Origin of the sequence: Burkholderia pyrrocinia (assembly GCF_022809715.1) — a bacterium.
In the GTDB taxonomy this organism is placed as follows: domain Bacteria; phylum Pseudomonadota; class Gammaproteobacteria; order Burkholderiales; family Burkholderiaceae; genus Burkholderia; species Burkholderia pyrrocinia_C.
Genome location: NZ_CP094459.1, coordinates 808,865 through 822,765 on the forward strand (window position 1 = coordinate 808,865; position 13,901 = coordinate 822,765).

General features: G+C 68.2%; 12 protein-coding genes. 6 read left to right on the forward strand and 6 right to left on the reverse strand.

From position 1 onward, the window contains the following. Nucleotides 1–9 precede the first annotated feature (9 nt). Complete coding sequence (gene hmgA / locus MRS60_RS03775; RefSeq protein WP_175748740.1) at nucleotides 10–1,344, forward strand: homogentisate 1,2-dioxygenase; 1,335 nt, start codon at nucleotides 10–12, stop codon at nucleotides 1,342–1,344. Then, the gene (gene fahA, locus MRS60_RS03780) at nucleotides 1,341–2,645 is read left to right on the forward strand and encodes a fumarylacetoacetase (RefSeq protein WP_243565227.1); all 1,305 of its coding nucleotides are present in this window, start codon (nucleotides 1,341–1,343) and stop codon (nucleotides 2,643–2,645) included. Before hmgA ends, fahA begins: the two co-directional genes overlap by 4 nt. A 144-nt stretch (nucleotides 2,646–2,789) precedes the next feature. Here the strand turns inward: fahA and MRS60_RS03785 are convergent, their stop codons facing one another. The 5 genes from MRS60_RS03785 to MRS60_RS03805 all read right to left on the reverse strand — a co-directional run bounded on the left by MRS60_RS03785 (nucleotide 2,790) and on the right by MRS60_RS03805 (nucleotide 8,487). Next, on the reverse strand, nucleotides 2,790–3,950 hold the full coding sequence (locus MRS60_RS03785; protein ID WP_034182843.1) for an MFS transporter: 1,161 nt from the start codon (nucleotides 3,948–3,950) through the stop codon (nucleotides 2,790–2,792). A 91-nt stretch (nucleotides 3,951–4,041) separates the two neighbouring features. Beyond that, complete coding sequence (locus tag MRS60_RS03790) at nucleotides 4,042–5,211, reverse strand: MFS transporter (protein ID WP_034182844.1); 1,170 nt, start codon at nucleotides 5,209–5,211, stop codon at nucleotides 4,042–4,044. Between the two features lie 300 nt (nucleotides 5,212–5,511). Continuing rightward, nucleotides 5,512–6,294: a 5,6-dimethylbenzimidazole synthase gene (gene bluB / locus MRS60_RS03795; protein WP_034182845.1), complete on the reverse strand. Its 783-nt coding sequence runs from the start codon at nucleotides 6,292–6,294 to the stop codon at nucleotides 5,512–5,514. Between the two features lie 180 nt (nucleotides 6,295–6,474). Then, nucleotides 6,475–7,473 carry a 2-hydroxyacid dehydrogenase gene (locus MRS60_RS03800; RefSeq protein WP_243565228.1) on the reverse strand — a complete coding sequence of 333 codons (999 nt, stop codon included), beginning with the start codon at nucleotides 7,471–7,473 and terminating at the stop codon, nucleotides 6,475–6,477. Nucleotides 7,474–7,503: 30 nt separating this feature from the next. Next, on the reverse strand, nucleotides 7,504–8,487 hold the full coding sequence (locus tag MRS60_RS03805; RefSeq protein ID WP_034182847.1) for a LysR family transcriptional regulator: 984 nt from the start codon (nucleotides 8,485–8,487) through the stop codon (nucleotides 7,504–7,506). Between the two features lie 744 nt (nucleotides 8,488–9,231). Between MRS60_RS03805 and MRS60_RS03810 the strand changes: the two genes are divergently transcribed. Further along, nucleotides 9,232–10,443 (forward strand): pyridoxal-phosphate-dependent aminotransferase family protein, encoded by a 1,212-nt coding sequence (locus MRS60_RS03810; RefSeq protein ID WP_034182848.1) that lies wholly within the window; start codon nucleotides 9,232–9,234, stop codon nucleotides 10,441–10,443. 58 nt (nucleotides 10,444–10,501) lie between these two features. Here the strand turns inward: MRS60_RS03810 and MRS60_RS03815 are convergent, their stop codons facing one another. Continuing rightward, on the reverse strand, nucleotides 10,502–11,437 hold the full coding sequence (locus MRS60_RS03815; protein WP_243565229.1) for an AraC family transcriptional regulator: 936 nt from the start codon (nucleotides 11,435–11,437) through the stop codon (nucleotides 10,502–10,504). A 136-nt stretch (nucleotides 11,438–11,573) separates the two neighbouring features. Here MRS60_RS03815 and MRS60_RS03820 point away from each other — a divergent pair, with 136 nt between their 5' ends. The 3 genes from MRS60_RS03820 (at nucleotide 11,574) to MRS60_RS03830 (ending at nucleotide 13,856) form a co-directional block, all read left to right on the forward strand. Continuing rightward, nucleotides 11,574–12,464, forward strand: coding sequence for a DMT family transporter (locus MRS60_RS03820; RefSeq protein WP_131948319.1), 891 nt, complete (start codon nucleotides 11,574–11,576; stop codon nucleotides 12,462–12,464). A gap of 114 nt (nucleotides 12,465–12,578) precedes the next feature. After that, the gene (locus tag MRS60_RS03825; RefSeq protein ID WP_034183418.1) at nucleotides 12,579–13,250 is read left to right on the forward strand and encodes a hypothetical protein; all 672 of its coding nucleotides are present in this window, start codon (nucleotides 12,579–12,581) and stop codon (nucleotides 13,248–13,250) included. A 3-nt stretch (nucleotides 13,251–13,253) separates the two neighbouring features. Beyond that, on the forward strand, nucleotides 13,254–13,856 hold the full coding sequence (locus tag MRS60_RS03830; protein WP_243565230.1) for an RES family NAD+ phosphorylase: 603 nt from the start codon (nucleotides 13,254–13,256) through the stop codon (nucleotides 13,854–13,856). Nucleotides 13,857–13,901: the final 45 nt, after the last annotated feature.

Here is a 13,901-nt window from a genome sequence, read left to right on the forward strand (position 1 = left end):
AAGGAAACGATGACGCTTGACCTGTCGAAACCGGCGACCGCCGGCTACCTGAGCGGTTTCGCGAACGAATTCGCGACCGAGGCGCTGCCCGGCGCGCTGCCGCACGGCCGCAACTCGCCGCAGCGCGCGCCGTACGGGCTGTATGCGGAGCAGCTGTCGGGCACCGCGTTTACCGCGCCGCGCGGCCACAACCGCCGCTCGTGGCTGTACCGCATCCGCCCGGCGGCCGTGCACCGGCCGTTCGAGCCGTACGCGGGCCCGCAGCGGCTCGTGTCGGAATTCGGCGATTCGGCCGACGTGCCGCCGACGCCGCCGAACCAGCTGCGCTGGGATCCGCTGCCGATGCCGGTCGAGCCGACCGATTTCGTCGACGCTCTGGTGACGATGGCCGGCAACGGCTCGGCGGCCGCGATGAACGGCTGCGCGATCCACCTGTACGCGGCGAACCGCTCGATGCAGGACCGCTTCTTCTACAGCGCGGACGGCGAACTGCTGATCGTGCCGCAGCAGGGGCGGCTGTTCATCGCGACCGAATTCGGCCGGCTCGACGTCGAGCCGTTCGAGATCGCGGTGATCCCGCGCGGCGTACGTTTTTCCGTCGCGCTGCCGGACGGCGACGCGCGCGGCTACATCTGCGAAAACTTCGGCGCGCAGCTGCGCCTGCCGGACCTCGGCCCGATCGGCTCGAACGGCCTCGCGAACCCGCGCGACTTCCTGACGCCGCAGGCCGCGTACGAGGATCGCGAAGGCGCGTTCGAGCTGATCGCGAAGCTGAACGGCCGCCTGTGGCGCGCGGACATCGGCCATTCGCCGCTCGACGTCGTTGCGTGGCACGGCAACTACGCGCCTTACAAATACGACCTGCGCCTGTTCAACACGATCGGCTCGATCAGCTACGACCATCCCGATCCGTCGATCTTCCTCGTGCTGCAGTCGCAGAGCGATACGCCGGGCGTCGACACGATCGACTTCGTGATCTTCCCGCCGCGCTGGCTCGCGGCCGAGGATACGTTCCGTCCGCCCTGGTTCCACCGCAACGTCGCGAGCGAGTTCATGGGGCTCGTGCACGGCGTGTACGACGCGAAGGCGGAAGGCTTCGTGCCGGGCGGCGCGAGCCTGCACAACTGCATGTCGGGCCACGGGCCCGACGCGGACACGTTCGAGAAGGCGTCCGCGAGCGACACGACGAAGCCGCACAAGGTCGACGCGACGATGGCGTTCATGTTCGAGACCCGCACGCTGATCCGGCCGACGCGCTACGCGCTCGACACCGCGCAACTGCAGGCGGACTACTTCGAATGCTGGCAAGGCATCAAGAAACACTTCAACCCGGAGCAACGATGAGCGACACCCAAGACTGGCGCGCGACGCTCGACCCGGCCCGCAAGAGCTGGGTCGACACGGCGAACGATCCCGCCTGCGATTTCCCGATCCAGAATCTTCCGTTCGGGATCTTCAGCGACGCGAAGCAGGCGGCGCGCCGTGCGGGCGTCGCGCTCGGCGACCAGATCGTCGATCTCGCGGCGCTCGCGCGCGCGGGCCTCGTGACGCTGCCGGCCGGCGCCGACGCGTTCGCCGCGCCGACGCTCAACGCATTCATCGCGCTCGGCCGCGATGCATGGCGCAGCGTGCGCGTGCAGCTGTCGGACCTGTTCTCGCGCGACAATGCGCTGCTGCGTGACGATGCGGCGCTGCGCGCGCAGGTGCTCGTCGCGCAGCGCGACGCGACGCTGCATCTGCCGGTCGAGATCCCCGGCTACACCGATTTCTATTCGTCGAAGGAGCACGCGACCAACGTCGGCTCGATGTTCCGCGATCCGAAGAATGCGCTGCTGCCGAACTGGTCGGAGATGCCGATCGGCTACAACGGCCGCGCGTCGTCGGTGGTCGTGAGCGGCACGCCGGTGCGGCGCCCAAACGGGCAGCTGAAGCTGCCCGACCAGGAGCGTCCGGTGTTCGGCGCGTGCCGCAAGCTCGACATCGAGCTGGAGACGGGCTTCATCGTCGGCCAGGGCAACGCGCTCGGCGAGCCGATCGCGTGCGAGGACGCGGAAGCGCATATCTTCGGGATGGTGCTGCTGAACGACTGGAGCGCGCGCGACATCCAGCAGTGGGAATACGTGCCGCTCGGCCCGTTCAACGCGAAGACGTTCGCGACGACGATCTCGCCGTGGATCGTCACGCTCGACGCGCTCGAACCGTTCCGCACCGCGCAGCCGGAGCAGGTGCCGCAGCCGCTCGCGTATCTGCGGCACGCGGGCAGGCATGCGTTCGACATCGCGCTCGAAGTGACGCTGCGCGCCGAAGGGGCAGCGCAGGCGACGTCGATCTGCCGCACCAACTTCAAGCACATGTACTGGACGATGGCGCAGCAGCTCGCGCATCACACGGTCGCGGGCTGCAACACGCGGGTCGGCGACCTGATGGGTTCGGGCACGATCAGCGGGCCGACGAAGGATTCGTTCGGCAGCCTGCTCGAACTGACGTGGAACGGCAAGGAGCCGGTTGCGCTGGACGGCGGCGGCAGCCGCGCATTCATCGAGGACGGCGACGAGCTGACGCTCGCCGGATGGTGCCAGGGCGACGGCTATCGCGTCGGCTTCGGCACGTGTGCGGGCAAGATCCTGCCGGCGCGGGGTGCGTGACGGATCGCAGCGTGACACGTAACGCGTAGTCCGGCAGGACAGGGCGGCCCGCTTTGCGCGGGCCGTTTTCGTTTTGCCGGCGCGTGGCGGTGCGTGTGCGCCGATGTGTGACGCCGCGCACGAATGTCGGTGCCAGCGTCTGCGTCAGACCGCGCGTTGCAACGCGGCGCGACGCTCCCACAGCGCCGCCGCGACGAATGCCGCGACGCAGACGACCAGCACGCCGACCAGCGCGTTGCTGCCCAGTTGTTCCATCAATGCGCCCGCAACGAGCGGGCCGCCGAAGCTCGCGGCGCTCCACGACGCCGACACGAGCGAGCTCGCGGTGACGAGCGCCGCGCCGCGGAAGCGTTCGCCGCATGCGACGAGCGACAGCGTGTAGATGCTGCCGGCCGCCGCGCCGAGCACGAACAGCAGCGGCCAGCACAGCCACGGGTTCGCGATCACGAGCGGCAGCAGCGGCAGGCCGGCCAGCACGATCCAGCCCGCGCCGAGGTGCACGCGTTCGCGGCCGAGCTTGTCCGCGAGCCAGCCGATCGGGAACTGCATCGCGGTATCGCCGAACAGCATGATCGACGCGAGCAGCACGGCGGTCGCGCTCGCGACGCCGTGATCCATCGCGTAGAGCGGCAGCAGCGACAGCGCGAGCGTGTCGAACAGCGCGAAGAACCCGGTGCCGATGATCAGCGCGGGCATGCGCGGCAGCACGTCGAGCCAGCGACCGTGCGCTTCGTGATGCGCATCGTCACCCGCGAGCGGCGCGCGCCGGATCGTCGCGAGCGTCGGCAGCGCGAGCAGGAACAGCGCGCCGCACAGTGCGAAGCGGATGCTCGTCGCGCCCGCGATCTGGCTGACGAGCACGGGGCCCGCCATCTGGAACAGCGTGAAATTGGTTGCGTAGATCGCGACGACGCGGCCGCGCGTCGAATCGTCGGCGAGCTGGTTGACCCACGCCTCGCCGATCGTGAACAGCAGCATCAGCGCGGCGCCGCACAGCACGCGCAACACGCCCCACAGGATCAGGCTCGACGTGAACTGCATCAGCGCGGTGGCCGCCGCGAGCAGCACGACCGACACGACGATCGCGCGGCGCGAGCCGATGTGCCGCGCGAGCGCGGTGACGAACGGAACGATCGCGAGGCCGCCGAGGGCCTGTGCGGCCGTCAGCATGCCGACGACGTTGGTGCCGTGTCCGGCTTCGGTCAGTGCGAGCGCGGTGAGCGGCAGCGTGGCGCCGGTCCCGAGGCCGACGACCGCGACGCTCAGGATGAGCGCGAGGAAATCACGATTGAGAATGGCTTTCATCGGCCGGGATGCTACACCGCGGACCTTGAAAGGTCCATGAAGGCCGTCAGGATCGAATGCGTTGCGCGCGCAACGAATGCGCGCCGGCGCGTTACACGTATTCGGTCGGCGCGGCCAGCGGGCGGCGTTCGAGCGACGCCGACCACAGCGTGAGCGCCAGCGCCGCGACGGCCATCGCGACGCCGACCCACGGCAGGTTCACGAGCGACACGCCGGAACCGATCGCCATTCCGCCGAGCCACGCGCCCGTCGCGTTGCCGAGGTTGAACGCACCCTGGTTCAGCGTCGACGCGAGGTTCGGCGCGTCGCTCGCGCGATCGACGATCAGGATCTGCAGCGGCGGCACGATCGCGAACGCGAGGATGCCCCACACGAAGATCGTCGCGAGCGCGGCGAACGGCAGATGCATCGTGCCCGCGAACAGCGCAAGGACGATGCCGATCAGCGCGAGCGTCGCGATCAGCGACGGCATCCGGCGCCAGTCGGCGAGCCTGCCGCCGAGCGTGCCGCCGACCGTCAGCCCGAGGCCGAACAGCAGCAGCACGTAGGTGACCTGACGCGGCGAGAAGCCGGTCACGTCCTCGAGGATCGGCGTGATGTACGTGAACACGCTGAACAGGCTCGCGGACGCGAGCACGCTGATGCCGAGCACCATCAGCACCTGCGGGTGCTTCAGCACGCTGAATTCGCGCGTGATGCTGGTGTCGGGCATCGCGAGGTTCTTCGGCAGGCAGACCGCGAGCGCGGCGGCCGCGGCGATGCCGATGCCGGTAACGGCCCAGAACGTCGCGCGCCAGCCGAACGCCTGGCCGAGCGCGGTGCCGAGCGGCACGCCGAGCACGTTCGCGAGCGTGAGGCCCGTGAACATCAGCGCGATCGCCTGCGCGCGGCGGTTCGGCGCGACGAGGTTGCTCGCGACCACCGAGCCGATCCCGAAGAACGCGCCGTGGCAGAACGCGGTGACGACGCGCGCGGCCATCAGCACCGCATAGCCCGGTGCGATCGCGCAGAACAGGTTGCCGGCGATGAACAGCCCGATCAGACCCATCAGTGCGCGCTTGCGCGGCATCTTCGCGGTGACGATCGCGAGGATCGGCGCGCCGATCGTCACGCCGAGCGCGTAGCCCGACACGAGCATCCCGGCGGCCGGAATCGACACGCCGAGGTCGCGTGCGACATTGGGCAGCAGCCCCATGATCACGAATTCGGTGGTACCGATTCCAAATGCGGCGACGGCAAGGGCGAAAAGAGGCAAGGGCATCGCGGTAGGCTCGGGAAAAGCCGCCGCTCGGGTGGGCGCAGGATGCGCGGTGCGGGCGGACGGGAAGGCGAACGACAGCGCGATTCTACTTCAGTGAAAACCCTGATGCTCGGGGCCAAAACGGATGTTGCCGGCGTGCGACGGGGCAGCGGGCGGGAAGCTCACAATGTGGGATTTGGCGGCGGTTTGCGGCGTGCGAATTTGTCGGGGTCGGAACGATGGTGCTGCCGGGCCGTGCTCAGGAAATTTGAACGACATTTCTCGGAAACCCCAAAAACCGATCCCGATTGACAGCGGGAGTCATATCAGCTGTTCGGGTGGACCGTCGGTGAGCGCGGCTGATCGTGCCGCTTCGGTGCTGGCGTCCGATGTGCGTGGCGCGTTTGCATCCGGTTCCGCGTTCGTGTCCGCAGGCGACGAAGGCGATCCGGCGGCGTCGAGCGCGGCCGGATCGTCCCAGCCGTTTTCGAACAGGCACGCTTCGATCGGCATCCGCGCGGCCCAGCGCTCCTGCTCGAGCATCGGCTTCGCATAGAACGCGTCGACGTGCCCGACGCACAGCACGGCGATCGGCTTCGCGCCGTCGGGCATCCGCAGCAGCGTGCGCAACGCATCGACGTCGAACAGCGACACCCAGCCCATCCCGAGCCCTTCCGCGCGCGCCGCGAGCCACATGTTCTGGATCGCGCACGCGGCGGACGCGAGATCCATCTCCGGCAGCGTGCGGCGGCCGAACACGTGGCGCTCGCGGCCGTCGGCGAGCGCGACGACCAGCAGCTCGCCGCATTCGCGCACGCCTTCGACCTTCAGCCGCATGAATTCGTCCTGGCGCTCGCCGAGCGCGTCGGCGGTCGCGCGGCGCTCGGCCTCGACCAGCGCGTGGATCGCGGTGCGCAGCGCGGGATCGGTGATGCGGATGAAGCGCCACGGCTGCATGAAGCCGACGCTCGGCGCGTGGTGCGCCGCGCGCAGCAAGCGCGCGAGCACGGCCGGATCGACGGGCGCCGGCGTGAAATGGCGCATGTCGCGCCGTTCGAAAATGGCGCGGTAGACGGCGGCGATGTCGGAGTCGTCGAAACGCATGAGCGGGAGGAGGCGGGGTAACGTCGGCGCAACGATAGCAGACGGCGCGCGGGAATCGTTACATCAGTCGCAACAAAACGAGAAATTGTTCATGAAAAAGGCCGGCTGCGCAGCAGCGGGCGCAAGCAAACGATTGCGGTGGCGCCGGCAACCGTCAAATGAGCCAATTTCGTCGATTTGTCAGCGAATCGCCGTCACGACGTTCTGCGGCGTGCCCGCATGCCAGGCCTCGATGTTCAGCAGCGTCGTGTGCGCGATCTCCGCCAACGCCTCGCGCGTGAAGAATGCCTGGTGCGACGTGACGATCACGTTCGGGAACGTCAGCAGGCGCGCGAGCACGTCGTCCTGCAGCGGCAGGTCGGAGTGATCCTCGAAGAAGAGCCCGCTTTCCTCCTCGTACACGTCGAGCCCGAGATGGCCGAGCTGGCCGCTCTTGAGCGCGTCGATCAGCGCCTGCGCATCGACGAGGCCGCCGCGGCCGGTGTTGATCAGCATCGCGCCGTGCTTCATCCGCGCGAGCGTCTGCGTATTGATCAGATGGTGCGTCGACGGCAGCAGCGGACAGTGCAGGCTGACGATGTCGGCCTGGTGCAGCAACGCGTCGAGCTCGACATAGCGCGCACCGAACGCGATCAGCTCGTCGTTGTACGGCGGCACCGAGTGCGCGAGCACATGCATCCCGAAGCCCATCATGATCTTCGCGAACACGCTGCCGATGATGCCGGTGCCGATCACGCCGACGGTCTTGCCGTGCAGGTCGAAGCCGAGCAGGCCGTTCAGCGAGAAGTCGCCTTCGCGGGTGCGCGCGACGGCGCGCGGCAGGCGGCGGTTGAGCGCGAGGATCAGCGCGACTGCGTGCTCGGCGACCGCGTGCGGCGAATACGCGGGCACGCGCACGACCGCGATGCCGAGCCGCTCGGCGGCCGCCAGGTCGACGTGGTTGAAGCCCGCCGAGCGCAGCGCGATCAGGCGCGTGCCGCCGTCCGCCAGCCGTTCGAGCACGGCTACGTCGACGGTGTCGTTAACGAACGGGCAGACGACGTCATAGCCGTGCGCGAGGATCGCGGTTTCCGCGTCGAGGTGCGACGGCTGGAAGTGCAGCCGATAGCCGAACTGCCGGTTGGCGGCGGTAAACGAATCGTCGTCGTACTGCCGGCTGCTGAACAGGATCACGCGCACGCTGCACCTCCGATGGCTGACGCGCGCAGTTTACTGCAGGCCCGTGACGATGTCGGAGCGGTCGGGGCCGCGCGACGGACGCAGGAAGCCGTAATCCTTCCGCTCGCGGGCCGTCTGCGCGCTGAAGTGGTCGAGCGCGTGCTCGACGAAGCTGCGCGTGCGAGCCGGCACGTACTGGCGGTTCGGATAGACGAGCGATAGTTGTGCGTCCGGGTCGTCGATCCGGTAGCCGGGCAGCAGCCGCACGAGCGTGCCGCTGTTGAGCGCGTCGGCGACGCACGGCTCGGGCAGCACCGCGATGCCGGCGCCGGCAATCGCGGCCGCCTGCACGAGTGCGAGCTGGTTGAGCGTGCAGGCCGGGCGCACCGTGACCGAATGCGCGACGCCGTCGTGGCCGACCAGCTGCCACGCGGGCGCATGCTGGTGCGGCGCGAGCGTGACCCAGTCGTGGCCCGGCAGGTCGTCGGGCGCGCGCGGCTCGCCGCGCCGGTCGAGATAGGCCGGCGCCGCGCAGGCGACGAACGGGTTCGGCGCGAGCGCATGGCCGATCAGCGTCGGGTTGCCGTCGAGCCGGTTGCCCGTGACGATGCCGACGTCGTAGCCCGATTCGAGCACGTCGAGCGGCCCGTCGGCGACGGTCAGCTGCACGCGCAGCTCGGGGTAGCGGTGCCGGAAGCTGCTGACGAGCGGCGTCAGCGCGAGCGGCGACAGCAGGCCCGACGCGACGACGCGCAGCGTGCCGGCCGGTTCGCGCACGGCATGCGCGACGGACGACTCGAGGTGGTCGAATTCCTCGAGCAGCGCGCGGCAACCGTCGAGGTAGCGCACGCCGGCCTCGGTGAGCGACAGGTTGCGCGTGGTGCGGTGGATCAGCCGTGTGTTCAGGTGACCCTCGAGCATCGCGATCGAACGCGTGACGAGCGCATTGGACACGCCGAGATGGTGCGCTGCGCGCCGGAAGCTCTGCTGCTCGGCGACGCAGACGAATACACGCATGGTCTGAATCTGGTTCATGGCTTGTGTATTTCTGGCCCGGTTGATTGATTATGGTTGTGATTTTTCGCCGCGCAACCTCGAAAACGCATCGCGCGGCACCCAGTTCTCCCTCGTATCGAAAAATCGGTTTTCGATTCCGCAGACGATTGTTAAATACAGTTGCGATATCCGTCAACCTGAGAAAACGGGCGGGTTGCGGAAAATCGAAATCGCGAGTACCGGTTAAATGTCGGGCTATCTCGCGTGCCTGCCGTTCAAAGGCGGCAGAGTATTGGAATATGCATCGTAGTGGCGAATAATTCGTATGTTAATCAATTGGTTGTTCGTGATTCGATCCGGTTTGCTCAGGTAATTTGGGGAGTCGATCCCTAATACATGCTGCAGTAATGGATGTTTTTACCCGTGCGCGGGTTTTGCGTATCGCATTCCGTGCGGCGATTTTTATCGAACATCCGGTCTATTTCGTTCGATACGCAAGTCGCGCTGAACCGTCGGTATCGATGAAACGCGGCGATATTGGCGGAGAAAATCGCGCGCATGGAACCGTTTCACAACCGGCCGGCAATGCCGTTCCAATCCGGAACGCCGGCGCGCGATGCCTGGGCGGCCGGCTGGCCCGGTCCGGCGACCGGGCCACCGTCGCGCTGTCCGGCCGCGCGTGCCTCTTGCGCGAGGCCGCGGAACGCGGAATGATCGATCAGTTCGCCATGCAGTTGGTTTGGCGGGCGTCCGTGTATTTCCCTTCCTCACCTTTTGCCAGCCATGTCCATCGATTACTCGCCGATCCCCTGTCCCGTCGTCGTGCCGCTCGACGCGATCCTGCCCGAAGAACCGCTGCTGATGATGGGGGCCGGCCCGGTTCCGATCCCGGCCGCCGTCGCGAAGGCGAACACGATCGTGATCAACCACCTCGGTGCGACGATGGCGAAGATCATCGAGCAGGTGAAGGAGATGGCGCGCTACGTGTTCCAGACCCGCACGAAGTGGGTGCTCGGCGTCGCGGGCCCCGGCTCGGCCGCGATGGAAATGGCGATCTCGAACCTCGCCTGGCGCGGCACACGCGTGCTGTCGATCCGCAACGGCTTCTTCAGCGCGCGGATGGCCGAGATGGCCACGCGGGTCGGCGCCGACGTCGCGACGCTCGAAGTGGCCGACCGCGCGGTCGCGAGCCTCGACGAGATCGCGGACGCGATCGCGCGCGAGCGGCCCGAGATCGTCACGATCGTGCAGGGCGAGACGTCGAACACCGTGTGGAACCGCGACCTGCGCGACATCGCTGCGCTCGCGAAGGCGGCCGGCGCGCTGGTCGTCGTCGACGCGGTGTGCACGCTGTCGACGATGCCGCTCGACATGGACGCATGGGGCATCGACGCGGTGATCACCGGCGGCCAGAAGGGGCTGTCATCGATCCCGGGCGTGTCGCTGATCGCGTTTTCCGACGCCGCGTGGGAGCGCATGAAGCATCGCCCGGAGCCGAATACGCACTGGTGCCTCGACATGGCGCTCGCGGAGAACTTCTGGCACAACGCCGGCTATCACTACACGGCGCCGGTGTCGGGCGTGCTCGCGCTGCACGAGGCGCTGCGGCTGGTTTGCGCGGAGACGCTGGAAAGCCGCTTCGCGCGCCACCTGCGCTGCTCGCTCGCGCTGCAGGCGGGTGTCGAGTCGATGGGGCTCAAGCTTTATGCGCCGAAGGACTGCCGGCTCAATTCGGTGGTCGGGATCGAGACGCCGGAAGGGCTCACGCCCGGGATGGTCTGCGGCCATATCTCGAAGCAGTATCAGGTCGAGATCTCGGGCTCGTTCGGGTTGCCGATCGTGCGGATCGGGCAGATGGGCGAGCAGTGCCGCGAACATAACCTGTTCCGCACGCTGCATGCGTTCGGCCGCACGATGGTCGACCTGAAGGTGCCGGTCGACCTGCCGGCCGGCGTCGCGGCGCTCGAACAGGAACTGTCGCGACGCGGCGCGTAACGCCGCACGCGGCCGACCGGCGTCGGGGGCAGGCTGGGCCGCGATCGGGCGATCGCGCTCAGCGGCCCTGCATCGCGCGCCGGTACGTATTCGGCGTCGTACCGTGCGCGTCGCGAAAGCGATGGCTGAAGTGGCCGGCGTTCGCGTAGCCGCAGTCGGCCGCGACCTGCGCGAGCGGCAGCGACGTCGTGCGCAGCAGTTCGCGCGCCCGCGCGAGCCGCTGCTCGGCGACCCACGCGTGCGGCGCGCGGCCGAACGACAGCCGGAACATCCGCGAGAAGTGGTATTCGGACAGCGCGGCGACGTCGGCCAGTTCGCCGAGCGTCAGCGGCTGCGTCAGGTACGTGTCGATGTAGTCGCGCACGCGGCGGCGCACGGCCGGCGCAAGCCCGCCGCGGAACGACGCGTCGGTGCGCGTCGTGCTCTGCCCGCGCAGCAGCAGGCTCAGCACCTCGTGCGCGGTCTCGTTCACGCGCAGCCGCTCGTCGGCATCGTCCCAGCCGTCCAGCGCGAGCGAGCGCAGCAGCGCGGCGACGCGCGCATCCTCGAAATAGGTGCGGTCGGCGAGCTTCAGCTCGCGCGGCTCGCGGTCGAGTTCGCGGATCGCGCGCTGCGTGAAGTGCTCGGGCAGGAAGTACAGGTGAATGAAGTGCATCTCGCCGCGCACCCACCAGCGCGATTCGTGGTCGCCCGGCAGCGCGCACAGCAGGCTCGGCGCGCCGTAGCGCGGCACGCGTTCGCGCTCGGTCCGGTAGCCGCCGTCGAGGTAGCACGACAGCGTGTGGTGGCCGGGCTGCTCGTAGATCGTCTCGCTTTCGTCGGTGATCCGCGTCCATTCGGCGATCGCGAGATGGTCGCCGAGCCACGCGAAGCGCTCGAGCGTCGCGTTCGCGTCGGCGAGCGTGCGGCAGACCGACTGCAGGCCGAACGGCAAATCGCCGCCGGCCAGGGTGGCGGCGCGGTCGACGGGCGGGGCGGAGAGGGAGAAGCTCATGGTGCGACGAGTATAAGCGGGCGCGCCGCACCGGGTGCGGCGGCCGGAAAAAGACCGCAATTCCGGACAATCGGCGCGCGCCGCGCGGCGGCATAGTCGGAGTCCCGTTTCATCTGATTTCCGGACCATCGCCGCCATGAACCTGTCGCTTTATTTCGTCACCGTGCTGATCTGGGGCACCACCTGGATCGCGATCAAGTGGCAGCTCGGCTCCGTGCCGCCGCCCGTGTCGATCGCATGGCGCTTCTGGCTCGCGGCCGCCGTGCTGTTCGCGCTGCTGCGCGTGATGCGCCGGCCGGTCCGGCCGCCGCGCGAAGCCTGGCGCTACCTCGTCGCGCAGGGCTTCGCGCTGTTCTGCCTGAATTTCCTGTGCTTCTACTACGCGGAGCAGGTCGTGCCGAGCGGGCTCGTCGCGGTGATCTTCTCGACCGCGCCGCTGCTGAACTCGATCAACGGCCGGCTGTTCATGGGCCGCCCGCTGCGGCCGTCGGCGATTGCCGGCGCGCTGCTCGGCCTGGTCGGCATCGCGTGCCTGTTCTGGCAGCAGATGGCCGGCCATCTCGACGATCACGCAACCTGGATCGGGCTCGCGATCGCGTTCGCGGGCACGATGTGCTTCTCGGCCGGCAACCTGCTGTCGAGCCGGATGCAGTCGATGGGGCTGCACCCGCTCGCGACCAATGGCTGGGCGATGCTGATCGGCGCGGCGATCCTGACCGTCGGCAGCGCGGTGGCCGGGATGTCGTTCACGCTCGACATGAGCCCGCGTTATCTCGGCGCGCTCGTCTACCTCGCCGTGCCGGGCTCGGTGATCGGCTTCACCGCGTACCTGACCCTCGTCGGCCGGATCGGGCCGGAGCGCGCCGCGTACTGCACGGTGCTGTTCCCGATCGTCGCGCTGGCCGTGTCGACGGTATTCGAGGGTTACCAGTGGTCGCCGCTCGCGGTGATCGGGCTGCTGCTCGTGGTGGCCGGCAATCTCGTCGCGTTCGACCTGACGCGCCGGCTGTTTCTCCGGACGGCGTGACGACGGCCGGACGGGTGACGCGCTGCATGGCGCGACCAGGCGTCAGGTTGACTTGGTTGACTTGGTTTCGATTCGAGGCTAGGCTTGAACCTCCGGTTGGATAAGGAGGCGGAGATGGTCAGGCAGGCTCATGCACTTGAAAGCGCGGCTGCGATTCTCGATGTCGAGACCGAGGAGGCGTTGCGCAGCGCCGTTGGTGCCGCGACCATGCTCGGTCCCGATCGGGCGCGTGCGCTGCTCAAGCTGTCGGACGAACAGCTCGGGCACCTGTTCAAGATCGGCATCGCCCAGGTCATCGATCTGGCGGGCACGATCACGTTCGGCATCGCTGCCGCTGCGACCCGCGACAGGCAACCTTCCGGCCGCACGAAGCAGCATGCGAAGCCGGCGGCACGCGCGGATGCTGCGGCCGCTGATTTCGAGCGGCGCGCGCTGGCCGAACGGCGGGCGCTCGTCGCGCAGGGCGCGCTGCTGCCGGCCGCGGAGATCTGGGCAAGGCTCGGCATGACGCGGCAGGCGCTCAGCAAGGCGGTCGTGTCCGGGCGCATCTTCACGGTCGACGTGGGGGCGGTGCAGTACTACCCGGCCTTTTATCTGACGGGCGATATCGATCGCAAGACGCTGGGAAAGGTGACGCAACGCCTGGGTGGTTTGCCGGGATGGAGCAAATGGCAATTCTTGACGACGCCCAAGGCGTCCCTTGGCAACGTCACGCCGCTGAAAGCGCTGTCGCAAGGAAGGCGCGAAGAGGTGGAGCGTGCCGCGGCGGCGTTCGCGGAGCGCTAGGGGGTGCGGTCGACGTTGAGGCCACCGAGCGAACACTTCGCGAATGCGACGCTGGTTACGCGGGAGATTGCGCCGTCGGCGCTGGTGCGCGTCTCCCGATACGAGACAGGCGAGCCATACTTCGGCAAGTCGGGCGGCAACCGTTTCGACGACCCGCGCCAGCGGCGCCGGTATGGCACCAGCTATTTCGGTTTCGACCTGCACTGCGCGTTCGCCGAGACGGTGCTGCACGACGAAGTCGCGGATCTCGCTGTCGGTGGCTTCCCGCTCGTGACGACCGAGCTTGAGCGCTTCGTGCTTTCGTTCACCGGCTCGCCGCTGACGGTGGCCGTCCTGCACGGCCTGCCGCTGAAAAACCTCGGCGGCGACGGGGCGCTGTCGACCGTCGCACCGTACGATATCCCGCAGCAATGGTCGCTCGCCGTACACGGGCATGGTCGTCGGGTCGACGGCTTTCTGTATATGTCACGTCATCTCAACACGTCGGAAGCGCTTGTGCTCTTCGATCGTGCCGAACCCAAACTCAGGCTCGAGCGCGCCGTTCCGTTCCGGCACCACACCGAGGCTGCCCGCGTGCTGCGGGACTTCAACATATTGCCGCGTTAAGCCGCGTATCGCCGGCCGCCCGCCGGGCGGCTTCGGACGGCATTC